This is a genomic window from Nitrospira sp., from assembly GCA_016873435.1.
Taxonomy (GTDB): Bacteria; Nitrospirota; Nitrospiria; order Nitrospirales; family Nitrospiraceae; genus VGXF01.
Genome location: VGXF01000007.1, coordinates 44890 through 69779 on the forward strand (window position 1 = coordinate 44890; position 24890 = coordinate 69779).

A 24890-nucleotide genomic window follows, 5' to 3' on the forward strand; every position below is an offset into this window, starting at 1 on the left:
GCGTATAATGCGCCCGCGATGGCGACCCTCGATCCCGCTCAACCCAAAATAGCGCTCGCTCCGCCCGATCGTGCGCGCGTGGCTCGCACGGTCGAAACCCACCTGCACGTTCGCGCGGCGCTGATCGATCTAGTGGCACTCCCGGGCGATGCCTCCAACCGTTGCTACTTCCGTCTGATGCTATCTGGAAATCGTTCAGTCATTTTGATGCAACTGGCTGAGCCGGAGACCTTCAAACAGTCGGAGGAGGCGGTCAGCGGGGCTGTCGCCGTCACGGAGCTGCCTTTTCTGAATGTGCACCGCCGTCTGGTGAAGGCCGGGGTGACGGTGCCCACGCTCCATTATTATGACCAGGAGGCGGGCCTGCTTTATCTGGAGGATTTCGGCGACGCGCTGCTGGTGCAGGCCTGCGACGAGGGGCGGAGCGCGGACACGGCGCGGTACTACCGCCGCGCGATCGACATGCTCGTGCGGATCCATTCAAAAGCCACATCGCCGGCTGATGATCAGTGCATCGCTTTCCATCGTGCGTTCGATGTGCCGTTGCTCATGTGGGAGTTCGACCATTTTCTCGAGTACGGCGTGGGGGCGCGTCATGGCAAGCCCATGTGCGCGGATGACTTCCAGCCGGTCCGGGATGTGTTTCAACAGATTGCCGAATTGATCGCTGGCCAGCCTCGTCTGTTTACTCATCGTGATTATCATTCCCGAAACTTGATCGTGGAGGGGGACCGTCTGGGCGTCATTGATTTTCAGGATGCACTGATGGGGCCGGCGGCCTACGATCTAGCTTCGCTCCTGCGCGACGCGTACATCGTGCTGGAGGAATCGCTCGTGGATGCATTGATCGCGGCCTATCTGGACGGGATGGCGAAGGCGGGCATGGATCTGGGGGACCGGATGGCCTTCCGGCGGGTGTTCGATCTCACCAGCTTGCAGCGCAACCTCAAGGCTGCGGGCCGGTTTGTTTACATCGATCGCGTGAAGAAGAATTCTAAATTCCTGGCCGACATTCCGCGCGTGCTCGGCTATGTGCGCCGCAATCTGGCAAAGTATCCGGAATTATTCCCGCTGCGAAAACATCTGGCGCCGTATGTACTCGAACTTCGATAGGGGCCGGAGGCTGGAGGCTAGGGGTAAAAAGGGATGCCCTCTCGCCACTTGTCGCTCGTCTCTTGCCTGCATGAGCATGCCGTGCGAGCGATGATCCTCGCGGCGGGTCTTGGTGTCCGTCTCCGGCCGCTGACGGAGACCTTGCCCAAACCGTTGTTGCCAGTCGCGGGCCGGCCGCTGATCGTCTGGAATCTTCTGCTGCTTCGGCGTTACGGTCTCACCGAGGCGATCATCAATCTCCATCATCTGGGGCATCTGATCGAGCAGGAGCTGGGAAACGGATCGTCGCTCGGTATGCGGCTGACCTATTCACGCGAGCCGGTGCTGTTGGGCACAGGCGGCGGACTGAAGCAGGCCGAGCCGTTCTTGGGCGGGGAGCCGTTTCTGGTTCTCAACAGCGACACGCTGCTGGAGATCGATCTCAGCGCCATGATGGCCGCGCATCGCGCCGGCCACGCGTTGGCCACGATGGCGCTGCGGGCGGATGCCGACGCCGACCGTTGGGGCGTGCTGGAGGTGGATGGTTCGAATCGCATCGTCCGCATCAACGGACGGGGTCGGCAGCCGGAGGGGGCAGTTCGCAAGCGGATGTTTGCGGGTGTGCACATCGTGCATCCGCGGCTGCTCGCGGCCGTGCCTGCGGGCCGCCAGTCGTCGATCATCGAGGCTTATGTCGGTGCGATTCAGGGCGGAGAGACAATTCAGGCATATGAATTTTCCGGCTACTGGTCTGACATCGGCACGCCGGAACGCTACGCGCAGGCGCAGCGGGATGCTGAGAATGGCGCGATCGATCTGACGACGAGGTGAACGCAAAACCGGAAAGGATGGCAACGAATCTGCGGAAAGGCATCGGGCCAGCTGGCCTTTTCCGGAAGCGGGCTAAATTGTTGGCTCTGTGCGTCGAACACTTAGGCGGAAAAACGGCGCAGGCGAAGGGCGTTTCCCACCACGCTGACCGAGGAGAGGGCCATGGCTCCGGCCGCCCACATAGGGCTGAGCAGGCCCAGGGCAGCCGCCGGGATCAGCACCACATTGTAGACGAAGGCGGCGGCCAGGTTCTGTTTGATGTTGCGCGTAGTCGCCCGCGAGAGGGCGATGGCGGTCACGATGCCGCGCGGATCACCCGTAATAAGCGTCAGATCCGCAGCTTCCATGGCAACGTCGGTGCCAGTGCCAATGGCGATGCCGATATCCGCCTGGGCTAGGGCCGGCGCATCGTTGATGCCGTCACCGACCATTGCCACAACATGTCCCTCTGATTGCAGTTGCTGAATCGTCCTGGCCTTCTGGTCCGGCAACACCTCCGCCAGCACGCGCGTGATGCCTAACTGCCCGGCGATGGCCTGGGCGGTGAGCTTGTGGTCGCCGGTCAGCAGTATGGTCTCCAATCCCATCGCGCGCAAGGCTCCCACCGTCTCGCGGGCGTGGTCTTTCAACGTGTCGGCCACCTCGATGAGACCGATGATGCGGGTGGCGGTTGCCGGATCTGACACCTTCCGGACCGCGACGTACATCGGCGTCACACCGGTAGCCGCCAGATGCTGCGCCGCCTGCCGGGCTTGATCGGGCACCGGCACCTGCTCGTGTTCCATCAGGCGGAGATTGCCGAGCAACACGGCCTGCGATTCCGTCGTGTTGCCCACCGTCGCGCGGATGCCGTGGCCTGGAATAGCCGCGAAGCCGCGTACTGGCTGCAGCGGCAGGCCCTGCGCCTGCGCGTGGCGGACGATGGCGGCGCCCACCGGGTGTTCGGACTGTTGCTCGGCCGAAGCTGCGAGCGCCACAATCTGCTCGGCGGTCCATTTGTCGGCACAGGGCAGAATGGCGCCCACAGACGGTTCACCCCGCGTCAGGGTGCCAGTTTTGTCGAGCACGACGGCCGTGAGGGCCTGTGCCCGCTCCAACGCGTCGCCGCCTCGAATGAGAATCCCGTGCTCGGCTCCCCGGCCGATGCCGACCATGACGGAGGTGGGTGTTGCCAATCCGAGCGCGCAGGGGCAGGCGATGATGAGGACGGCCACGGCATTGAGCAGCGCGTGTGTGACGGCCGGCGTGGGGCCGAGCAGGAGCCAGAGGATAAAAGTAAGCGCTGCAATTCCCAACACCGCCGGCACGAAGACGGCGGCGATGCGATCGGCCAGTTTCGCCAGCGGCGGTTTGGCAGCCTGGGCCTGGTCCACGATCCGGATGATCTGCGCCAGCATCGTGTCGCGGCCCACCTGCCTGGCCTCGATGCGGAGACCGCCTTCGCGGTTGAGCGTCGCGCCGATAACGCGGTCGCCCGGCTGCTTGTCCACCGGCAGGCTTTCGCCCGTAACCATCGATTCGTCCACAGCGGAGGCGCCCTCGCGGACGATGCCGTCCACGGGAATTTTTTCGCCCGGCCGGACGAGGAGGAGATCGCCGACCCGTAGCTCTTCCACCAGGAGATTCTGCTCATGTCCGTTTCGGACCACGCGCGCGTGTTTCGGTTGCAGGCTAGCCAATGTGCGGATGGCTTCCGATGCCCGGCCCTTCGCTCGCGCCTCTAGCAGGCGGCCAAATAGAATGAGCGTCACAATGGTGGCCGAGGTGTCGAAGTAGACTGCTGGCTCTCTTCCGGTCGCCGCGAAGAACGACGGAGCCAGCACCGCGCCCACGCTGTATAGATAGGCGGCCGAGGTGCCGAAGGCGATCAGCGTGTTCATGTCTGTTGCGCCGTGCCGGGCGACGACGAGCGCACCGCGATAAAACCGCCAGCCGACCCAGAATTGCACGGGCGTCGCGAGCGCCAGTTGAATCCAGCCGCGTGTGGCCGCGGACACCGGAATGATCAGATGCTCGGCCATCCCCAGTATCATGATAGGCACGGTGAGTGCAGCGGCGATCAGACACTCGAGAACAAGTCGTCCCGAGGTGTCGTCTTTTTTGATGGCTGGTGCCGCGGCGCCGGCTGTGGGGGGGGCCGGCAGGTGCGGCGTATAGCCCAGTGCGCGAATGGCATCGGCAATGGCGTCGGGTGTGACCGTGCTGGGCTGATAGTCCACCACCGCCTGCTCGGTCGCCAGATTGACGGAGGCTTGCGTGACCCCGTGAAGTGATTGCAAACCCTGCTCGATCCGGGCGACACAGGACGCGCAGGACATACCGTCGATGAGAATGGTCAGCGTTTGGTCAGGCGAGGGGCGAGAGACGAGGGGCAAGGGAGCATCTAAAGGCAGCGGGTTCGGACGAAATGCCTCGAGTCCCTTGCCGCTGTCCTCTCGCCTGCATGTCAGGCCCAACGTCACCATCTGAACGGCGGGAGGGGCGGGCATGCCCTGCGGCCCGGCCTTCAGAATTGTTTCCGGTTCAGCCTCGAAGCGCCGTTTGCAGCCGGGCGCACAGAAATAATAGGTCGTGCCTTTATGAACCGCTGTTGCGACAGCCGTCGTTTCATCCACAAACATTCCGCAAACAGGGTCAATGGCCATATCGTATTCTACAACAAGAGGTACGAGCACGAGCACGAGGGCAGAGGAAGAGAGCGCCGTTCCTTGCCGCGGACCTACGCGACGCTATGGTAGCAGATAACCCGAGTGGCGTGGAAAACAACTTCGATGGGAATTGGTGACGCAGAGGCCCTGTTGTTTGATAAGCCGGGCGAGGTAAGTTCGCTGAAGCCCCAGTCGCTCGCCGCCTGCATCAGGTGGCCGACGGATTAGGCTGGGGAGGGGTGTTGGGTAAAGTAGATTAGAGTTGTGGGGCAGCCCTGCTCCACGGGCTCAGCGACTCACTCCATTACGTTCATCACGAGGCCGGTGAGGGGCTTGGGAAAGAAGTACGTGGATTTGTGCGGCATGCGTTCGCCAGCTGCGGCCACGGCGCGGACTTCGGTCACTTTGGTCGGATTTAGCAGCAACGACGCGGTTGCTCGGCCCTGGACGGAAAGATCGATCGCTTCGCGGTCGTCTTTCGTATAGATCAGCGCGTGCTGCTCCTTTTCGCTCGGGCAGAGCTTGTTGATCACAAGCGTTTGGAGAAGCGACACGTCGAGTTTGTCGCGCTCTGAGGAACCTGTCGGTCTGTAAGCGGGCGTCACCGTCAATAACAGCGGGGAGGCTGTGCCCTTGAGCACCAGACCGAAGACGGGTGCGTTCAGCCCGCGCTGCCGCAACGTCTTGAGAAAATCTTTTGAAGAGACTTCTTCGATGGCGCACGTGTCGCCAAGCAGCCGCATGATCTCAGGGAGCGCCGGCACTGGCGTCGTGAGCACGCGGTGTGTCGGCAGGACGGTCAGGCCCGGATCCTCGAGGCTGGCAAAGAGCATCAGCACGCTGTCGTAGGGCTTCGGGCCCTTCGCGGAGCCGGCGCGCCCGCGCTGGCTATTGCGGTAATTAAGCGCGGTTTCATAGCGGTGATGGCCGTCGGCGATGAAGAGCGGCGTAGCCTTCACAAAGGCGACGATCTCGTTCAGCACGGCCTTGTCCGTGATGGCCCAGAGCCGCTGGCGGAAGCCCTCGTCGTCCGTGAAGTTGACGCGCGGCTTGTCCGCATTGACGGATTTGTCGATGAGTGAGACAACCGCTCCGTTCGGGTCTGAGAACAATGAGAAAATCGCGCTGAAATTGGCACTGCAGGCTTCGATCAAATGCAATCGGTCCGTCTTAGCGGCGGCGCGCGTGTTTTCGTGCGGATAGATTTTCCCGGTGCCGAATTCCTCTAATTCGACAGTCGAGAAAAATCCCTTCAGGATCTTCGTCGAAGAGCCGGGCTCATCGAACGGCGAGCGGTAGTCGATCATGTAGGGATAGATGGCCGGTTCACGGTCGCGTTGGAGCACGTCGTGCGCCATCCACTCTTTCAGCGCTGCGGCCGCACGGGTGTAGCGGTTGTTTGCGGGGCTATCACCGGCATGATCCTGCCCCAGCTCGAGCCGGATGACGTTGTTCGCGTGACGGTCGTGCAGCGCCTGCTGGAAGACGGCGTCGATGATGTCGTAGGGAGGCGCGACCACCCGGCTGATGTCCGGCACCTTCGCCGGATTGTAGAGGACACCGCGGAATGGAATCAGGTTGGCCATGCGCGCTCCTTCTTAATGATGGCGTGTGACAGTGAAACGAAAAACCTCGATCGACTCGTGCGAGCCGATGCCGGCCTTCACCCAGACGGCCGCGAGTTGCTGTGCGCTGGAGTCCGCGTGCGTACGGTTCAGTAGCAGCGCCCCCCGGCGGTGGTGATCACGTCGCCAACCCGCGCCACGAGGGGAGGGAAAGAGTGGTGAGTGACGAGTGAGGTGCGATGAGTGATGCGTGAGAGGTGCAGCAGTCATAAAGCAGACTCGTACGCGGACGTTACTTGTAACGCATCACTGCCTAAGAGCTATCGGTCGCGGTGGACCATGTAATCGGCCACGATCACCAGCGCGCGTCTGGCCGGCGACTCTTCGAACAGGTCCAGGCTCCGTGTGGCCGCGGCAACATAGGCCCGCGCCCGGTCCATCGCGTAGGCGATGGAGCCGTAGTCCTGCATCAGCGCGATGATCTGTTTCAGGTCGGTGTCGGATAGCGTCCGGGTTTCCAGCCGATCTTTGATCATCTTCCGGTCGGGCTCGGCGCAGTGCTGCAGCAGATGAAGCAGCGGGAGCGTGATCTTGCCCTCGAACAGGTCTTTTCCGAGCGTTTTGCCGAGCGAGGCGCCGTCGGCCATGTAGTCGAGCGTGTCGTCCGCCATTTGAAACGCGATCCCGATGTATTCGCCGAACCGGAACAGCGCGGTGCGCTGTTCCTCAGAGGCCCGACCAGAGATTGCGCCGATACGGCAAGCGGCGGCGATCAGGCTCGCAGTCTTGTGCTCGACGATCCGGATATAGTGCTCCTCGGTCATGGCGATGCTGCGATGATGGTAGAGCTGCAGCACCTCGCCCTCCGCCATGCTGCGGCAAGCCTCTGCCAGCGTCTCGTTGATTGCCTGGTTCTTGAACGTGACGATCTGACGCATCGCGTGCGAGTACAGATAATCACCCACAAGGATGCTGATCTGGTTGCCCCACACCTTCCGGGCGGTCTGCCGGCCGCGGCGCAGGTCGGCGTCGTCCACGACGTCGTCGTGCAGCAGTGTGGCGGTGTGAATGAACTCGACGAGGCTGCCGAGGCGGTGCGGATCGGAGGATGTATCGCCGCACAGCCGGGCTGAGAGTAACAGGAGAAGCGGCCGGATGCGCTTGCCGCCGCTGCTCAAAATGTGTGCGGCGACAGTGTTGACGAGTGTGACAGAGGAATCGAGGTTCAGGCGGATGTGATCATCGACGCTGTGGAGCTCCGTGCGGTATGTCGCCCACACGTCGGTCATCGTGCGCAGCGTCGAAGTCGTGGGACCCTGTGACATGGGGGCGAGTCTGAGGGAGCGGCGCGGGTGTTGTCAAGCACCGAAACGGCGAATTTCACGTTCGGAATTGCGGAGTTGAGCGCGATTCATGGCTTGACAGATTTGAAGGGCGTCCGGTAAGTTTGGGAAACAATACACGGACGTTTCACGCTAAAAATGAACATTCCGGGACTGCCTCCCAAACAGGGTCTCTACGATCCGCAATTTGAGAAGGATGCCTGTGGCATCGGCTTTGTCGCAAGCATCAAGGGCGACAAGTCGCACAGCATTGTCGAGCAAGGTCTCCAGGTATTGGTGAACCTTTCGCACCGCGGTGCGCAGGGCTGCGATCCCTGCACGGGCGACGGCGCCGGCATTCTTCTTCAAGTGCCGCACGAGTTTCTCTCCCGCGCCGCGGCTGATGCGGGCGTAAAGCTGCCTGGCACGGGCGAGTATGGCGTTGGCATGGTGTTTCTGCCGCCGAACGCGGCGGCCCGGAAACAGTGCGAGTCGCTGGTCGAGAAAATCGTGGGGCAGGAGGGCGCGCGGTTCCTCGGCTGGCGCGACGTGCCGGTCAAGAGCGACGCCATCGGTGAGCAGGCACGGCGTACGGAGCCGGCAATCCGGCAGCTCTTCATCGCGCGCGACGTACTCGACGCCGCCGCGTTCGAACGGAAGCTCTACATCATCCGTAAGCGCGCTGAGCGGGCTGTGCGTGAGTCTGCCATCGAGGGCCGCGAGTATTGGTACATCCCCAGCCTCTCAGCCAACACCATCGTTTACAAGGGCCTGCTGCTGCCGGAGCAGATGGCGGCCTACTATCAGGACCTTGCGGACAGCAGTCTGAAAAGCGCGCTGGCGTTGGTGCACTCACGTTTCAGCACGAACACGTTTCCGACCTGGCCGCTGGCGCATCCGTACCGCTACATCTGCCACAACGGCGAGATCAATACGCTCAAGGGCAACGTCAACTGGATGAAGGCCCGGCAGGGGCGGCTGCAGTCCGACCTGTTTAATAAGGACGCGGAAAAACTCTTCCCGATCGTCTACGAGCAGCAGAGCGATTCGGCCTGCCTCGACAACGCGCTCGAATTCCTCGTGCTGGGTGGCCGGTCGTTGCCGCACGCGATGATGATGTTGATTCCGGAGCCGTGGGTCGCCAATCCGCAAATGGATCTCGACCGCCGTGGCTTCTATCAGTATCACGCGGCGGTGATGGAGCCGTGGGACGGTCCCGCGGCGGTCTGCTTCACTGACGGAAAACTGATCGGTGCCACGCTGGATCGCAACGGCCTGCGGCCCTGCCGCTATCAGGTGACAACCGACGGGCTCGTGGTCCTTGCGTCCGAGGCGGGCGTGCTGCCGGTCGATCCGCGGAACATTCGTCTCAAGGGCCGTCTTCAGCCGGGCCGCATGTTCCTCGTGGACACGGCGCAGGGCCGCATCGTGGACGACGAGGAGATCAAGGCCGATATCGTCGGGCGCAAGCCATACCGCTCGTGGGTTGGCCAGTACGGCATCTCGCTCGACGAGCTCCCCGCTCCGCTCAACGTGCCGCAGCCGGACCATCCAACCACGCGCCAGCGCCAGCAGGCCTTCGGCTACACGGTCGAGGAACTCAAGATGGTCATTACACCGATGGTCGTCACTGGCGAAGAGCCCGTGTCCTCCATGGGGACAGATACGCCTTTGGCGGTGCTGTCCGAACGACCGCAGCTGCTGTTCAAGTACTTCAAGCAGCTTTTCGCGCAGGTCACGAACCCACCGATCGATCCGATCCGCGAGCAGCTGGTCATGTCGCTGGTCACCAATATCGGCCCCAAGCCGAATCTGATGGACGAGCGGCCGGAATCCTGCCGCCGGATCAAGGTCCAGCAGCCGATTCTGACCAACGCGGACCTGGCAAAGATCCGCACACTGGCCGATCCACATTTTAAGAGCAAGACGCTCCGCATGCTTTTCCGCGTGGCAGAGGGGCCGGATGGCCTCGGGTCAGCGGTGGACACGCTCTGCAAGGAGGCCTCGCAGGCGATCAAGGACGGTTACAAGTTCCTCATTCTGAGCGATCGGGACGTGGACGAACACTGGGCGCCGATTCCGAGCCTGCTCGGGATTGCGGCGGTGCACCATCATCTGGTGCGCGAATGCACGCGGACAGAAGTCGGATTGATTCTCGAAACTGGCGAGCCGCGTGACGCCCATCACTTCGCCTGCCTCATCGGCTACGGCGCGGGCACGATCAATCCCTATCTCGTGTTCGAGTCCCTCGTGGACATGGAGCGCGACAACTATCTGCCAGAGGGCATCGACGCCGCGACGGCCGAGGGCAAGTTCATTAAGGCCATCGGCAAGGGTCTGCTGAAAGTTTTCTCCAAGATGGGGATCTCGACGGTGCAATCCTACTGCGGCGCGCAGATCTTCGAGGCGATCGGTTTGAACCGGGACGTGATCGGCCGGTACTTCACCGGGACACCGTCGCGGGTCGAGGGCATCGGCATCCGCGAGATCGGCGAAGAAACGCTGCGCCGACACCGCCTGGCCTACGAGCCGGCAGCGATCCGACAGCTCGACTTCGGCGGTGAGATCCACTACCGCATCCAGGGCGAGCACCACAACTGGAATCCGGAGACGATCGCCAAGCTACAGCACGCGACCCGCGCCAACGACGTGAAGACTTTCGCCGAGTTTTCGCAGGCGGTGGATGACGAGAGCACGCACCGGTCGAATCTTCGCGGACTGCTCGAGTTCAAGTTTGCGCCAACGCCGATTCCCATTGAGGAGGTCGAGTCGGCCAAGGACATCGTGAAGCGCTTCAACACGGGCGCCATGTCCTTCGGCTCGATCAGCAAGGAGGCGCACGAGACGCTGGCCATCGCCATGAACCGCCTTGGCGGCAAGAGTAACACGGGCGAGGGGGGGGAGGACTCGGAGCGCTTCGGAGCGCTGGGCAACGGCGATTCGAAGAATAGCTACATTAAGCAGGTGGCGTCCGCGCGGTTCGGCGTGACAACGCACTATCTCGTCAATGCACGTGAGCTGCAGATCAAGATGGCGCAGGGCGCTAAACCCGGCGAGGGCGGGCAGTTGCCCGGCCACAAGGTAGACGAGAACATCGCGCGGCTGCGCTATTCCACGCCAGGCGTCCAGCTCATTTCGCCGCCGCCGCACCACGATATCTATTCCATCGAGGATCTCGCGCAGTTGATCTTTGATCTCAAAAACGCGAATCCCGACGCGGACGTATCGGTGAAGCTCGTCTCCGAAGTCGGCGTCGGCACCGTGGCGGCGGGTGTTGCCAAGGCTCATGCGGACAAGGTGCTGATCAGCGGCGACTCGGGCGGGACCGGTGCCTCGCCGCTTTCTTCCATTAAATATGCGGGCGTGCCGTGGGAGTTGGGGTTGGCCGAGACGCACCAGACGCTCGTGCTCAACGATCTGCGCGGCCGCATCCGGGTCGAGACGGACGGACAGATGAAGACGGGCCGCGATGTGGCGATCGCGACCTTGTTGGGCGCGGAGGAGTACGGCTTCGCGACGGCGCCGCTGATCGTTGAAGGCTGCATCATGATGCGTAAGTGCCACCTCAACACCTGCCCGGTGGGCATCGCGACGCAGGACCCGGAGCTGCGCAAGAAGTTCGCCGGCAGCCCGGACCATATCGTCAATTACTTCTTCTTCGTCGCTGAGGAGTTGCGGCAGCTCATGGCGAAGCTGGGCTTCCGGACAATCCATGACATGGTCGGACGCGTGGACAAACTGAAAATCCACAAGGCGGTGGATCACTGGAAGGCCAAGGGGCTCGACCTCACGCCGCTGCTCACCCGGCCGGACGTCGAAGACGGCATCGCGCGCTACTGCCAGCAGAAGCAGGACCACGGCATCGCTGACGTGCTCGACCGTACGTTGATCGACAAGTGCACGCTGGCGATTGAGAAGAAGCAGAAAGTCACGCTCGCGCTGCCGATCAAGAACGTCAATCGTACGGTCGGTACGATGCTCTCGAGCGCGATCGCGAAGAAGCACGGATTGGCCGGCCTTCCTGAAGGCACGATCTCGATCGCGTTCACTGGGTCGGCCGGGCAATCATTCGGGGCCTTCCTCGCGCACGGCGTCACGCTTACCCTGGAAGGGGAGTCCAACGATTATCTTGGCAAGGGGCTCTCCGGAGGGACGATCGTCGTCTATCCGCCGAAGCACGTCATTTTCAATCCGGAGGACACGATCCTGATCGGCAATGCGTCGCTCTACGGCGCGACGCAGGGCGAGGCCTACTTCTACGGGATGGCCGGCGAGCGGTTTGCCGTGCGGAACAGCGGCGCCTCCGCCGTTGTCGAGGGCACGGGTGACCATGGCTGCGAATACATGACGGGGGGCGCGGTGGTCGTGCTTGGTAAGACCGGCCGCAACTTCGCGGCGGGCATGTCCGGCGGCGTGGCCTTCGTGCTCAACGAGCACGGCAAGTTTGAGGGCCAGTGCAACCTCGGCATGGTCGAATTGGAACCGGTATCTGCGAAGGATGACCAGCAACTGCTCCATGGCCTCATCACCAGGCACTTCATGCAAACCGGTAGCCGCAAGGCGAAGGCAGTGCTTGATGCCTGGGAGGCGATGCTGCCGAAGTTCGTGAAGGTCATGCCGGTGGATTACAAGCGTGTTCTCGAAGAGCGGAAGCGGAAAGCGGCAGCCCATCCGGCGTAATGCGTCATTGGTGGGGCGCAAGACGGATACGAGATACGAGGAACGAAGCGAATGGGTGATCCAAAGGGTTTCATGAAATATGCCCGTGAGGGCCCGCAGCGGAAGCCGGTCGAGTTGCGCGTACTTGACTGGAAGGAGATGTACGAGCCGATCTCTGAAGACAAACTCAAGATCCAGGGCGCGCGCTGCATGGATTGCGGCGTGCCTTTCTGCCAGGGGAACACTGGCTGTCCGGTCGTCAATCTGATTCCTGAGTGGAATGACCTTGTCTATCGCGGGCGCTGGAAGGACGCGCTCAAGGCGTTGCATACCACGAACAATTTCCCTGAGTTTACCGGCCGGCTCTGTCCCGCACCCTGCGAAGGCGCCTGCGTACTCGGCATCAACAGCGATCCGGTGTCCATCCGCATCATTGAATGGAACATGATTGACCGCGGCTTTAACGAGGGCTGGGTGGAACCGATTCTGCCGGTGGCGAACACTGGTAAAACGGTGGCGGTCGTGGGGTCAGGTCCGGCCGGTTTGGCTGCGGCGCAGCAGCTTGCGCGGGCAGGCCATGCGGTCACGGTTTTCGAAAAGGCCGACCGGATCGGCGGCCTGCTCCGCTACGGCATCCCAGATTTCAAGATGGAAAAACACGTGATCGACCGCCGGCTGGAGCAGATGACCGCTGAAGGCGTCGTCTTCAAAACTGGCGCGACCATTGGGAAAGATATCAGTGGCGAGGAGCTCCGGAAGAAATTCGACGCCGTGTGTCTCGCCATGGGCGCCGAGCAGCCGCGCGACCTGCCGGTGCCGGGGCGGGAGCTCAAGGGCGTCCATTTCGCGATGGACTATCTCGTGCAACAGAACAGGCGCAACGCTGGCCGCACGGTCACCACCGAGGCGATCATGGCCACGGGCAAGAACGTTGTCATCATCGGCGGCGGCGACACGGGCTCGGACTGTCTCGGTACGGTACACCGACAGGGCTGTGCGGAAGCGCATCAGTTTGAATTGTTGCCGGAGCCGCCGCTACAGCGTGCCGCTTCCACGCCCTGGCCGCTGTGGCCCATGCAGTTGCGCAGCTCGCACGCGCATGAAGAGGGCTGCGACCGCCAGTGGAGCGTTTCGACAACGAAATTCTCCGGTCCCAACGGGCAGGTGACGACCCTCCACGCGCATCGCGTGAAGTTCGAAGCTGGAAAGTTTGTGCCGATCCCTGGCACCGAGTTTGAGTTGCGCGCCGATCTTGTGCTCCTGGCCATGGGTTTCACGGGGCCGGTGAAGAACGGCCTGCTCGATAACCTCGGCGTCAAATATGACGCGCGCGGCAATGTCATGGCCGACGACAACTTCATGACCAACCTCGACGGCGTCTTCGCTGGCGGCGACACGCGGCGTGGGCAATCCCTTATCGTCTGGGCCATCGCGGAGGGCCGCAAGATGGCTGCTGGAGTGGACAAGTATCTTCGCGCTGGTAAATCCGCCAAGACCATTGCCGCCTAGACTCGAGACTCTTCCCTTCCCTGTAGTCCAACGTAATCCTCTGGAGTGACCGCAAGAGTCGCAAGAAGGCCGCCGGAAGGGACCAATACCTCCGCACGGGTAAATCCGCCCTAGCCGACGGAGGCCGCGCGGCTCAGCGGGGGGAGGACAAAGGTGCGGACGCAGCGCAGCGGAAGCCGACGGTTGCGGCGCGCTGATCTGGCGGCGCGCCGCTGCGCGTGGCCGCGCGTAGCATCATCGGCTTGCTTTTCCAGGAGCCGCCACGTACGCCCCGGTAGCGGCCGTCGCGCGGGCCGGCCGGATTTCGATTCGGCGTGATGGCATAGTAGTCGAACAGGAACCAGTCCTGCACCCACTCGGCCACGTTACCGGCCATGTGGCGTGCCCCGTAGGGGCTGGCGCCCGTCTCGCCGCTGCCGACGGGCTGCACGAGCGGAATTTCATGCACATGATACTGGCCAAACACCGCCAGCCTGTCTGCCGGTGCCTGCGTGCCCCAGGGAAACAGGTTCGCGGACTCGCCGCGTGCGGCCTTTTCCCATTCGGCTTCGGTCGGCAGCCGTTTACCGATGGATCGGCAGAAGTTGTCTGCGTCGGCCCAGGTGACGTAGAGGGCGGGCCAGCGGGCCAGGCTCTCGTCCGTTGCTGCATGCACCGTGATCATGTGCCAGATGAGTTTCCGCAATTCGTCTGGTGTCGGCCGCTGTTGTTTGCTGAGATGCGCGAGATATTCGCCGAGGCTGACTTCGTCGCGATCGATGGCATAGGCGTCGAGCCAAACTTTATGCTGCGGTAATTCCGTGTCGTCGTATTGGGTGTGCAATCCATAGGGATCGTCGTCCACGCGAGTCGACCCCATCAGAAACCAGCCGGCGGCAATGGGAAGGGCGGGCGAAGGCATCCCAAGATTTGCAATGCCGGCCAAGCGGGCGGACAGGTCTTTCGCTGCCGGCGGAGACGATTCGGCCGCTGCGGGCAGTGCGCAGACCACAACAAGCGCACCGGTGAGCAGCATCCATGCAGCACGCATGGGCGGATTGTAGCAGGATGTTGGAAAAGGCCGCCAGCCGCGTTATTCTGCGGCTATGCAATGCGTCTCACGCACCGTGCTCGTGCTGTCCATATTGTTGTCGATGGTGACGTCGGGTGTTGCGGCGACGGAACCGTCCGCCCCAAAGCCCGGCCCGGTGCCCGAGGAAGACTACCCCCTCTACGACCTTGTCGTGCGGACCAAGTACCTCCGGTCTGACACGGCGCTCGTGCTTGTGGAGCGGATGACGATGACGCGGCGTGAAAAAGACGAGCGCGAATATCTGCGCCGGGAATTTTTCGACGAGCAGGGCATCTTCGATGGCCGGCTGCCGGCCGAGCTTCTAGCTAGTTTCTTTGCCGGACTGAAAACGCAGGCCCGCTTGGAGAGCCGGTTCACGTTCGGCACGCAGGTGAAATTTTTCCATGACGGCGTGCCGGAGGAGGCGGAAGTCTCGCTGGCGCCGATTCTGGTGTCGTTCAAGCGTCCGGCCCAGCGTGCGCCGCATGCGATCGGCGTGCTGCGCTTTTCCCGCATCGGCTACACCGCGAAGGAGGACCAGGCGCTGCTCCTCGTGGAAGAAGACCGGCCGGACGGCAGCGGCGGCGGTCTGCTTATCTGGCTGCGGCGGCAGGGGCTAGTCTGGAGGATCGCTGAGACCGAGGTGCTCTGGACAGCGCGGACGACTGAACCCGGATTGCAAGGCCCCTAGCATTGATCGGGGTCCCGCGCTAGCATGGAGGCGCAATGATCATTTTCAAGATGCCCAGTCTCGTTGGGCGCAGGGCTGAAAGAGCAGGGTGGCGCTGAAACGCTGTAGCCTCTTCGACGATACTGCGCTCGCGGCACTTCAGGGTGAGTTCCGCTCGTCCATGCGCCGGCTGCTGTCCGATCTGTGCAGGGAACTCTCCGGGCGGTATCGCCGCCAGTCGCGCGCCCTACGCCTGACACCGGGTCATTTTCGTGAAGTTAGCCGTGCGCTCAGGCCTGAAGACTTCTCGAACTGGAAAGTCGTCGGCTGGGTCGAAGAGCTGAACGACCTCATCTATTTTCTAGACGTCCAGTGGCAATTGAGTAAAGAGCGGTTTCCCGCAGATTTTGCCGTATCCTTCCTCGTTGCCTGCGATAAGCAGTTCTACGAGCACACCTACCTCGACGAACTATTTCCAAACAGAAAGCCAGAGCCTGCGAAATTATCTGCACGCCTTGGCGCACTCTGTGCGCGGCTGGCGCGCAGCGTGAAGCGGGAGGCCCTGTTTCTCATCCCAGGTCTGTTGCCAAACCAGGCGGAGAGGGTTCGGGTGACGGAGCCTAATTTCGAGCGGGCCGAGCCGGCCGGTTTCGTAGCGGTCGGGCTGGACGGCGCGGGCGTCGAACTACGGCACGGTCGTGTCGCGCCCCCGCACTGGATCAGGCAGGGGGGACCGGATGGGCCAGGCAGGCTGACCCTTGGCCCTACCATTATATATAAGCGGGACAAGACGCCTGCCCGTATCAGCCCAACACGGGGCGATATCGCGGCTCGGATTCAGCGAGCCCTGGGCACGATCGAGTTGGCCTGGCCTAAGGGGGCACAGGGGCTGGCCCATCTCACCAATCGAATCGTACCGTTAAAAGCAAAAGGCGTTGTCAGCTTTAGCTATCGTCACAGGCCAGGCCTATCTTTTATTAATGTGTTTGATCGAGACGATCTTGATCTGATTGATGATCTGATTCACGAAAACAGCCACCATCATTTGAATCTCTTGTTGCGCGAAGCTGTGCTCTATCGCATGGACTGGAATCAGGAGATTTTTTATTCCCCTTGGCGCCGCAGCTTCCGCCCGCTGCGCGGTATCCTCCATGCGACGTTCACCTTCACGATGGGCGCGATTCTCTTTGAGCGGCTGTCGTCGTTCGAGGCGAGAGGCGAGGGGCGATCGGTTCGCGGAACGATAAGGCTCACGCCCAAGCAGATTCTCCGCGCGCGCTTTCGCTGTCTCGAAGAAGTCGCCTCCGTCCGCTACTCGCTCAAGGATCTGGCCTATGCCCGGACGCTCGGCTGGCTCACTTCAGCCGGATGGGGCGTAGTCTGTTCGCTGAAACGGGAGATTGATAAGGTCGCACGCCGCATTGCACCGTTCGAGCGGGCCGTCCTGCGATCAAAATATGGGCGAGAACTCTCACGCCATCGGAAGGCGCTCGCAACCGCACGGGCAAGGAACTCGATCAAAGACTATTCGCGCTACGGCTCCACCGTGACATCGACATAGGCCGGCATCGAATCTGCCCCTTTCCCATCCGTCACCCTCAGCCGAAACCGATACAATCGTTTTTCGGATACCTGCGGTGCTTGGAACGTCGCTTCCGGGCCGTTCGCATCGAGCAGTGAGACCTTACTCCCACGCACCTGGCTCCACTGATAGAACAGCGCCTCGCCTTCCAAGTCGTGGCTTTTTAAGCCTGAGAGTTTGACCTTGGCCCCAGCTTTCACGGTCTTGTTCGGTCCCGCGTTGGCAACGGGCAGCTCATTCGGTTCGGTGTTCACTTCAACGAAGACATCCAACGTTGCCTGCTTACCGCGGTTTGTCACCGTGACAACAGTCTTGCCGTTGCCGACAATCTGAAGCAAGCCGTCGGCGAGAATCCTGATGACGGTCTCATCGGAAGATTGATAGGTCGTTCCAGACGCAGGCGCGCTGATCTTCCGTTCAATGCCGTCTGTGAAGGAGCCAATGACCGGCAGCTCGAACGTCTTGCCCAGTGAGTCGATCTGCCCATAGGCGGCGGCCTGTCCGGCGCGGCCGAGTTTGAGCGGCTTATCGGTTTCAAAATCGATCGCGGTCAATTCTGAACCCGGGTCCACGCTCACGAGGATCTCATCGAAGACGGTCCGCGTGCCGAGTCGCCCGCGGGAAATTTCCGCGACGGCCAGTAGGCGCATGGGGCCAATGGCGTCTTTCGGTACGGTCAGCGCGCCGCCAAAGGGAGGATTTTGATGCGAGTCGGCGACGAGCGCAGCAACTTTGACAATGGCGCCAGCGGAAGTGTTGCCCTTCTGCTCGACGAGCGTTTCGTCCAATTCGCCGTACCAATAATAGCTGACCTGGACGCCGCCAGTGTCCTGTCCCAAATCCACGTTCGCGGTCATGGACTTGCCGGCCGTGACCGTGGCACCGTCCCTCGGTTCGACAATCTTAAAGGCAAGGGCCGTGTGTGTGTAGGCGAGGCCGATGGCGAGGGCAAGCAATCCTGACATGAAGCTCCAGTCCAAACGCTTCATGCAATACCGTTCGCGCGTCACGGTCACCTCTCGAGGTGAAATGGCACGTCAGTGAGAATCACCCGTTCTTTGAACAGCAGGGCGCCCTTGAGCAAGAGAGCGCGCTGGTTGTGGAGAACGTTCTGCCACCACTTGGCCGGAAGGATTTCTGGAATGACGACCGTGACCCAGCCTTGCGGGTCCTGCTCCAACTGTTCCTCCACATAATTGAGTAGGGTGGCCATGACCGAGCGGTAAGGCGAGGGCAGGACGACGAGCTGCACGCCGCAGCCCCACTGCGCCCACTGGATTTCGATCTTGGCGGTTTGCTCAGGGTCGATGTCTACGAGCACGGCGCGCAGATCTACGGACCGGCTGCGCGCATAGTCTACGGCACGAATCACCGCGCGATTCACACCGCTGATCGGGATAATGACGGTGTTCTTACGTGGCTGCGGGGGGCGGTGGTCGCGCGCGAGCGTGACCTGTTCGTCGACCGCCAGATAATGCGCGTGGATGGATCGGAACCAAAGCATGATCAGCGGCAGCAGTGCGACGACGATCCAGGCGCCGTGCATGAACTTGGTGCTACCGATGATGAGCGTGGCGATGCCGGTGGCGACCGCACCCGTGGCGTTGATGGCCAGTTTTTTTCTCCAGTGCGGGCCTTTTTTCTCCAGCCAGCGCTTCACCATGCCAGCCTGCGAGAGGGTAAACGATAGGAACACGCCGACGGCGTAGAGCGGGATCAGCGCATGGGTGTCACCCTTGAAGAACCAGATCAGGAAGCAGGAGAAGGCACCGAGGAAGACGATGCCGTTGGAAAACACGAGCCGATCACCCATGAGTGCCATCTGGTGCGGCATGTAGCTGTCTTGCGCGAGCAACGAGGCCAGCCGAGGAAAGCCATTGTAGGCGCTGTTGGCTGCGAGGAACAAAATTAGCATCGTCGAAATCTGGATCAGGTAGTACATGAAGCCGGTGCCGAACGTGCCGCGGGCAATCTGCGAGACGACGGTCTCATCGGCGCAGGGCGTGATGTGCAGGCGATCTGCCATGAGGCTAATGCCGATGAACATCGTGCCGAGGATTGTGGCCATGCCGACCATGGTGATCGAGGCGTTGCGCGGCTCCGGCTTGTGGAAGGCCGACACGCCATTTGAAATGACTTCCACGCCGGTCAGCGCGGTACAGCCGGACGAAAAGGCGCGGAGCAGCAGCATCATCGTGAGCGCTTCCGTGGCCTCGGGAATAACCGCCTGGCAGGCTGCGGTAGCGGTGGCGGTACCGCTCATGAGCTGGTACGCGCCCACGCCCAGCATCGCGAAGAGCGAGAGGATGAAGGCGTAGGTGGGGGTGGCGAAGATCATCCCCGATTCACGCACACCACGCAGATTGATGACGAGCACGAGAATGATAGTAGCCAATCCAACAGATACGCGATAGGGCAATAGTTCCGGCACCGCCGAGGTGAGCGCGGCCACGCCGGCCGCGACGCTGACCGCGACCGTGAGCACGTAGTCAATCATGAGCGCGGCGGCGGCCGTGAGCCCCGGCCAAATGCCGAGGTTGGCCTTCGACACCGTGTAGGCGCCGCCGCCGGCCGGATATTCATAAATGATTTGTTGATACGAGAGCGTGAGGATTGTCAGTAGGAGAACAATCGCGATGCTAACAGGGATCGAATAGCTCAGCGCGGCGGCGCCAACCAGAATCAGGACGAGTAGAATTTCCTCAGTCGCATAAGCGACGGACGACAGAGCGTCCGACGAAAAGACGGCCAGCGCGAGGCGCTTGGACAACCGTTCGTGCTCGGCCTGTGCAGTTTTCAGGGGGGACCCGACCAGCAACCGTTTGAGCAGCATAACGTGACGACATTATGGCACAAGTTTGAAGTCGGTGCGACCGGTTCTTTAGGTCGGTCCTGTGCAACCGGTTTTTGCGCAAAAGCGGGGGTTGACAGGCCTAACCAACTTTCAGTATCGTAGAAATGTTGTTTTATTTGTCGATCAGTTGTTTATGAATACTATGGGTCAGAAGTAATAAGTCGGGATCACGTGACACGGTAGGCCCCCACCCCCCGCGAGCACGTCCACCCGAAGCCACAATGAAGTCTATTGAAATGCAAGGAGGCCGGTGCATGTTTCACCACACTCTTACAACGTTCGTTCGCTCGCTGAGCGTGATGGCCGCCGCAGCCCTGTTGTGGCTGCCGGGTGCCGCGTCGGCGGAGTCGCCTGCGCCCCATGTCCACAAGACGGGGATAGTGGCATCGCCGGAATGGTCGGAGAAGCTCAAGGCGCAGACCATTATTGAGGACACAAAGGAAGGCCGTCCGGAGCGCGCCATGCAGGTGGAGATGCAGCACCAGCGCATCATGCGCCAGCTGGAGCAGGACGCGCAGGCGCAGCACGTGAACGGCGCATACAATAATATGTCCATGATGCATCAGTATGGCGCCGGCGGGCAGGACATGCTGCTGGTCTCCGATCCGCGTCAGGAACCGGTGGTTATGCAGGGGGGCCGCTGCCCCGCGCACGCGCCGGTCAAGACCTACGACATCTCGGCGATCAACGTCGAGATCACGCTCAATCAGTGGCTGGATTTTTATCCAGGCTACATGTACGCGTTGACCGAGAACCTGGACAAAATTCGTGCGGAGGAAACCAAGAACAAGGAAGCCCGTGAGAAGGAGGGCTTCGATCCGGGCGCGGTGCTGCCCGGTGTGCAGTCCCAGTGGATTCAGCCCCTGGTCATCCGCGGCAACCAGGGCGATTGCGTGAAGTTTAAGCTACAGAACAAGCTGGAAGGCGGCGAAGACGTCAGCCTCCACATCCACGGCTCCAGCACGGTGGTAACTGCGACTGGCAAGGCCGCGAGCACGACCAATCCGGACACGATCGTGGCGCAGAACAAAGCGGTAGAACTGGAGTGGTACATCCACCCAAATACGCAGGAGGGCGCCCGTCAGTTCCACAGCTTCAGCAATGACCGCGAGCTCACCGTGCTCGGCATGTTCGGCGTGTTCGTCGTGGAGCCGAAGGGGTCCACGTATCTAGAGCCCCTGGGCACCGGCGATCCGACCCCGGCCCGCAGTGGCTGGCAGGTCATCATCAAGAATGGCAGCGGCCCGGACTTCCGGGAGTTTGCGCTGATCTATCACGAGAACGGCGACGAAGCGTTCCGTATCAACAATAAAAAGGGCGACTTCATCCCGCAGCGCGACCCGCTGACGGATGCCTATCGTCCGGCTGGCCGTTCGATCAATTATCGCAGCGAGCCGTTCGGCATCAACAACATGCACGTTCAGCACGAGTACTTTGGCTTCGAAGACGAATCCATGGGGTACAGCTCATATACGTTTGGCGATCCGTCCCCGACGATCCCCCGCTCGTATATGGGGGATCCGGCAAAGTTCCGCCTCGTGCACGGCGGCTCGGAAGTGTTCCACAGCCACCATCCGCACGGCGGCACCATCCGCTGGCCGCGCAGCCCGCGGGCGATCGACGACATGAACCTGTGGGCTACGGCCACCAACGGGCCGGTGAAGTATCCGGTAATCCGCGCCAAGACCGACCGCGTGGACGTCGAAGTCATTGGGCCGTCCGAAGCGCTCGATCTCGAGACGGAGTGTGGCTCGGGTCTCTGCCAGCAGCTGGCAGGCGACTTCCTGTTCCACTGTCACGTCGCCCACCATTATGTGGCGGGCATGTGGGGCTACTGGCGCGTGTACAACACGTTGCAAATCGGCGATGCGCGCAACGACACGATGCCAGATCTGCGCGAGTTGCCGGACCGGAAGGGCCGCATCAAGATGCCGATCACGTCCGACAAGCTGGTTGGTCAGACGGTCGATTGGTTCGGCAAGATGTTTAAGATCACGGACAAGGGCAAGAGCAACTGGAAGGGCAACCCGGCGGTGATCAACATCCATGACTGGGTGGAGATGCAGCTGCCGACGCAGGGCAAGCCCGGCCATAAGGACGACGAAAAGGGCCAGACGCTGGCCTACGACGCGACGGTGCTGGACTGGATGTGGGATGGCAATCGCGCGATGAGCGAACGCGAGAATACGATCGACAATCCCAAATACAAGTCGACCCATCCGGGCAAGCGGCATCCGATCACCTTCGAGCCGACGACCGGCAAGGTGGCGTGGCCGCATCTGACGCCGCACTTTGGGCGTCGGGTGATGTTCTCGCCCCGGCATGTGGGCGCGCCGTGGCTGGAAATGATTGCGCGGGACGAGGACGGCGAACCGAGCCTCGAGCAGGCGAAGCCGGGCGAGAGCGGGCGATGGAGCCTGTGCCCGCAAAACGCGGGTCACAAGAACTTCAACGTCCACTTCATCAAAACCCCGATCAAGCTGGCCAAGGCCCAGGGTAAGGAACCCCCCGTGGTGGACCCGAACGGCCTGATCTATGTGCTGCATGAAGAGGAAGCGGCGATCCGGGCCAACGACGACCTCAAGTTGCCGCTGGTCGTCCGCGGCAATATCTACGATTGCGTGGACTGGACGCTGACGAGCGAGTGGGACGACGACGACTACACAAACTTCCAGTCGTCGAAGATCAACACCCACTGGCACTTCCTGCAGTTCGACAACCAGTCGTCGGACGGCGTGATCACCGGCTTCTCCTACGAGCAGTCGGTCCGGCCGTTTACGATGCTGGAGAAAAAGAACAAGAAGGGCCTGCCACCGCCCATGAACACGGCGATGACGGGCGCCGCGAAGAAAGGGGCCACGAGCATTGCGGTGAAGAACGCGGCCCAATTCCATGTGAACACGGAAATCCTAGTCGGCGCGGACAACGTGAAGGGTAACGAGGTTGCCCGCGTCAAGGCGATCAACGGCAACACGATCACACTCACCAAGGCACTGCGGAACGACCACCCGGCGGGTGACATCGTCACGGTGGAATTCGTGCGTCAGCGTTTCTGGGTGGATGCGGACGTGGGCACAGTGTTCTGGCACGACCACGCCTTCGGCGCGACCACCTGGCCGCACGGCGGCTTCGGGACCTTCATCGCCGAGCCGTTCGGATCAACCTATCATGATCCGGCGACCGGCAAGGAAGTCCGGAGCGGCCCCGTGGCGGACATTCATACCGCCGAGCCGGTGGGCCATGGCGTCAACGGCAGTTTCCGCGAGTTGATGGTGCAGGTGCACGATACCGTGCCGCACACCGTCAACATCGTTACGGCTGGCAACCCGCCCGGGCAGCCAGTCGAAGTGGCGCTGGAAGCGGGCAAGACCGTGTCCTTCATGATGCCGGATAAGATCTATATGACGCCCATGCCGTTCCTGAACGGCGGGACGCATACGACCGGCAGCGGATTGAACTTCCGCGCGGGACCGATCGCCCAGCGGCTGGCGGTAAACCCGGATTCCTCCCGGATCTTCGACAGCCAGATTCACGGGGACCCGTACACCCCATTGCTGCGCGCCTACACGGGGGACACGATGGTGTTCCGCCTGCTGCATACGCTCATGAACGAGAGCATGGTCTGGACCCTGTCGGGCCATACGTTCCTGTCTGAGCGCTATGCGGGTGACGCAAACCGCAAGAACTCGATTCACATCGGGATTGCCGAACGGTACGACCTCGTCGTGCCCAAGGCGGGCGGGCCCCGCGGCCAAGCGGGCGATTACATCCACTTCAACGGCCGGTCCTCAAAGTTCTCTGAGGGCGGCTGGGGGCTGGTCCGGGTGCATGACAAGGAGCAGAAGGATCTGCAGAAGTTGCCGGCGGGTTTCTCGGCGCGGAACGAAATTCCGGCGCCGCTGCCGGTGTGCCCGGCGGATGCGCCTGTGAAGACGTTCAACGTCGTGGCCCAGGATTTCCCGACAATGAACTTCAACCCGAAGGCGCCTGAGACCATCGAGGTGGACTTCGAGCGGAAGATCCTGCTGCGTAACCCCGAGGCAAAGATTTACGCCCTCGAGGGGGATGTGGCGGCGGCGGCGAGCGGCGGACAGCCGATGCCGTTGACGATCCGCGCAAACGTTGGGGACTGTATCAAGGTGACTTTGAAGAACAAAATGAAAGCGGGCCGCGCCTCGTTCTCAGCCATCTCGTTGGCGTTCGATCCCAAGGATTCACTGGGTGCGAACGTGGGCAACAACGGCGGCGAGCAGACGATCGCGCCGGGCGAAAGCCGCACCTACACCTACTACGCCGATCCCTTCACGGGGGAAATCACGTCGCTGGTGTGGGACTGGGGCAACGTGATGACGAATCCGCGCAACGGTCTGTTCGGCGCGGTGATCATCGGGCCGAAGGGCTCGCAGTATCGCGACCCGAAGACCGGTGCGGACGTCTCTCTGAAGAACGCCTGGGCGGCGGACGTCATCATCGATCGGTCAATCTCGGGAAACGAGACCCGCTCGAACTATCGTGACGTGGCCCTGTTCTTCCAGGACGAAGACAACATCATCGGCACCAGTTTCATGCCCTATGTGCAGAACGTGGCGGGCCTGACTGGGGTCAACTACCGGGCGGAGCCGTACAAGTTCCGCGAGGAGAAAGGCTGCTCGCTGGGGAAAGTCTTCCAGCCGTGCAAGGCCGACAAGCCTGAAGACCCGGCAACGCCGATCATCGAGGCGCACGCGGGGGATCCAGTCCGGATCCACGTGCTGGGTGTCAACAACGAGCAGAACGGCATGTTCAGCGTCGAGAAGCACGAGTGGCCGATCGAGCCGTACATGCGGGGCGCCGACCAGATCAGCGTGGTCGAGTTCTCAGGCTCGGAAGTCATGGATGCGTTCATTCCGTCGGCAGGCGGTCCGTACAAGCTGTCCGGCGACTACGCCTACAGCAACCAGCGGCTGCCGTACTCCCAGTCGGGACAGTGGGGTTATCTCCGTGTGTTCCCGTCGGGCGATCAGCGGTTGCTGCCACTGTCGGGGGCTGCGGCGGGATCCAAGCGCGCGGAGTCGGAGCCGCCGGCTCACGTGACGCCGGTCGCGACGCGGTAAGACGCGCGTTCGAG

General features: G+C 61.9%; 13 protein-coding genes. 7 read left to right on the top strand and 6 right to left on the bottom strand.

Annotation, left to right across the window (positions count from 1 at the left end):
* Positions 1 to 18 precede the first annotated feature (18 nt).
* On the top strand, positions 19 to 1113 hold the full coding sequence (locus tag FJ248_05825) for an aminoglycoside phosphotransferase (GenBank protein MBM4120402.1): 1095 nt from the start codon (positions 19 to 21) through the stop codon (positions 1111 to 1113).
* A 33-nt stretch (positions 1114 to 1146) separates the two neighbouring features.
* Positions 1147 to 1923, top strand: coding sequence for an NDP-sugar synthase (locus tag FJ248_05830; protein ID MBM4120403.1), 777 nt, complete (start codon positions 1147 to 1149; stop codon positions 1921 to 1923).
* A gap of 101 nt (positions 1924 to 2024) precedes the next feature.
* On the opposite strand, the gene FJ248_05835 is transcribed toward FJ248_05830, so the two are convergent.
* The 3 genes from FJ248_05835 to FJ248_05845 all read right to left on the bottom strand — a co-directional run bounded on the left by FJ248_05835 (position 2025) and on the right by FJ248_05845 (position 7461).
* Entirely contained in the window at positions 2025 to 4568 is a 2544-nt protein-coding gene (locus FJ248_05835; GenBank protein MBM4120404.1) for a heavy metal translocating P-type ATPase, read from the bottom strand.
* A 299-nt stretch (positions 4569 to 4867) separates the two neighbouring features.
* Positions 4868 to 6157: a DUF1015 domain-containing protein gene (locus FJ248_05840; protein ID MBM4120405.1), complete on the bottom strand. Its 1290-nt coding sequence runs from the start codon at positions 6155 to 6157 to the stop codon at positions 4868 to 4870.
* Between the two features lie 299 nt (positions 6158 to 6456).
* Positions 6457 to 7461 (bottom strand): polyprenyl synthetase family protein, encoded by a 1005-nt coding sequence (locus tag FJ248_05845; protein ID MBM4120406.1) that lies wholly within the window; start codon positions 7459 to 7461, stop codon positions 6457 to 6459.
* A gap of 156 nt (positions 7462 to 7617) precedes the next feature.
* Here FJ248_05845 and gltB point away from each other — a divergent pair, with 156 nt between their 5' ends.
* Together gltB and FJ248_05855 are read left to right on the top strand one after the other, a co-directional pair.
* On the top strand, positions 7618 to 12138 hold the full coding sequence (gltB, locus tag FJ248_05850; GenBank protein ID MBM4120407.1) for a glutamate synthase large subunit: 4521 nt from the start codon (positions 7618 to 7620) through the stop codon (positions 12136 to 12138).
* 51 nt (positions 12139 to 12189) lie between these two features.
* The gene (locus tag FJ248_05855) at positions 12190 to 13626 is read left to right on the top strand and encodes a glutamate synthase subunit beta (GenBank protein MBM4120408.1); all 1437 of its coding nucleotides are present in this window, start codon (positions 12190 to 12192) and stop codon (positions 13624 to 13626) included.
* Between the two features lie 133 nt (positions 13627 to 13759).
* Here the strand turns inward: FJ248_05855 and FJ248_05860 are convergent, their stop codons facing one another.
* Complete coding sequence (locus FJ248_05860) at positions 13760 to 14656, bottom strand: formylglycine-generating enzyme family protein (GenBank protein MBM4120409.1); 897 nt, start codon at positions 14654 to 14656, stop codon at positions 13760 to 13762.
* 55 nt (positions 14657 to 14711) lie between these two features.
* Here FJ248_05860 and FJ248_05865 point away from each other — a divergent pair, with 55 nt between their 5' ends.
* Together FJ248_05865 and FJ248_05870 are read left to right on the top strand one after the other, a co-directional pair.
* Complete coding sequence (locus FJ248_05865) at positions 14712 to 15368, top strand: hypothetical protein (protein ID MBM4120410.1); 657 nt, start codon at positions 14712 to 14714, stop codon at positions 15366 to 15368.
* Between the two features lie 88 nt (positions 15369 to 15456).
* Positions 15457 to 16908, top strand: coding sequence for a hypothetical protein (locus tag FJ248_05870; protein MBM4120411.1), 1452 nt, complete (start codon positions 15457 to 15459; stop codon positions 16906 to 16908).
* Here the strand turns inward: FJ248_05870 and FJ248_05875 are convergent.
* On the bottom strand, positions 16881 to 17918 hold the full coding sequence (locus FJ248_05875; protein ID MBM4120412.1) for a hypothetical protein: 1038 nt from the start codon (positions 17916 to 17918) through the stop codon (positions 16881 to 16883). The two genes, FJ248_05870 and FJ248_05875, sit on opposite strands and share 28 nt — an antisense overlap.
* A 23-nt stretch (positions 17919 to 17941) precedes the next feature.
* Complete coding sequence (locus FJ248_05880; GenBank protein ID MBM4120413.1) at positions 17942 to 19762, bottom strand: APC family permease; 1821 nt, start codon at positions 19760 to 19762, stop codon at positions 17942 to 17944.
* Positions 19763 to 20037: 275 nt separating this feature from the next.
* Here FJ248_05880 and FJ248_05885 point away from each other — a divergent pair, with 275 nt between their 5' ends.
* Entirely contained in the window at positions 20038 to 24876 is a 4839-nt protein-coding gene (locus FJ248_05885; protein ID MBM4120414.1) for a hypothetical protein, read from the top strand.
* Positions 24877 to 24890: the final 14 nt, after the last annotated feature.

Coding starts and splice junctions, on each gene's coding strand:
- FJ248_05825 (MBM4120402.1), top strand. CDS start 19: ATGGCGACCCTCGATCCCGCTCAACCCAAAATAGCGCTCGCTCCGCCC.
- FJ248_05830 (MBM4120403.1), top strand. CDS start 1,147: ATGCCCTCTCGCCACTTGTCGCTCGTCTCTTGCCTGCATGAGCATGCC.
- FJ248_05835 (MBM4120404.1), bottom strand. CDS start 4,568: ATGGCCATTGACCCTGTTTGCGGAATGTTTGTGGATGAAACGACGGCT.
- FJ248_05840 (MBM4120405.1), bottom strand. CDS start 6,157: ATGGCCAACCTGATTCCATTCCGCGGTGTCCTCTACAATCCGGCGAAG.
- FJ248_05845 (MBM4120406.1), bottom strand. CDS start 7,461: ATGTCACAGGGTCCCACGACTTCGACGCTGCGCACGATGACCGACGTG.
- gltB (MBM4120407.1), top strand. CDS start 7,618: ATGAACATTCCGGGACTGCCTCCCAAACAGGGTCTCTACGATCCGCAA.
- FJ248_05855 (MBM4120408.1), top strand. CDS start 12,190: ATGGGTGATCCAAAGGGTTTCATGAAATATGCCCGTGAGGGCCCGCAG.
- FJ248_05860 (MBM4120409.1), bottom strand. CDS start 14,656: ATGCGTGCTGCATGGATGCTGCTCACCGGTGCGCTTGTTGTGGTCTGC.
- FJ248_05865 (MBM4120410.1), top strand. CDS start 14,712: ATGCAATGCGTCTCACGCACCGTGCTCGTGCTGTCCATATTGTTGTCG.
- FJ248_05875 (MBM4120412.1), bottom strand. CDS start 17,918: ATGAAGCGTTTGGACTGGAGCTTCATGTCAGGATTGCTTGCCCTCGCC.
- FJ248_05880 (MBM4120413.1), bottom strand. CDS start 19,762: ATGCTGCTCAAACGGTTGCTGGTCGGGTCCCCCCTGAAAACTGCACAG.
- FJ248_05885 (MBM4120414.1), top strand. CDS start 20,038: ATGTTTCACCACACTCTTACAACGTTCGTTCGCTCGCTGAGCGTGATG.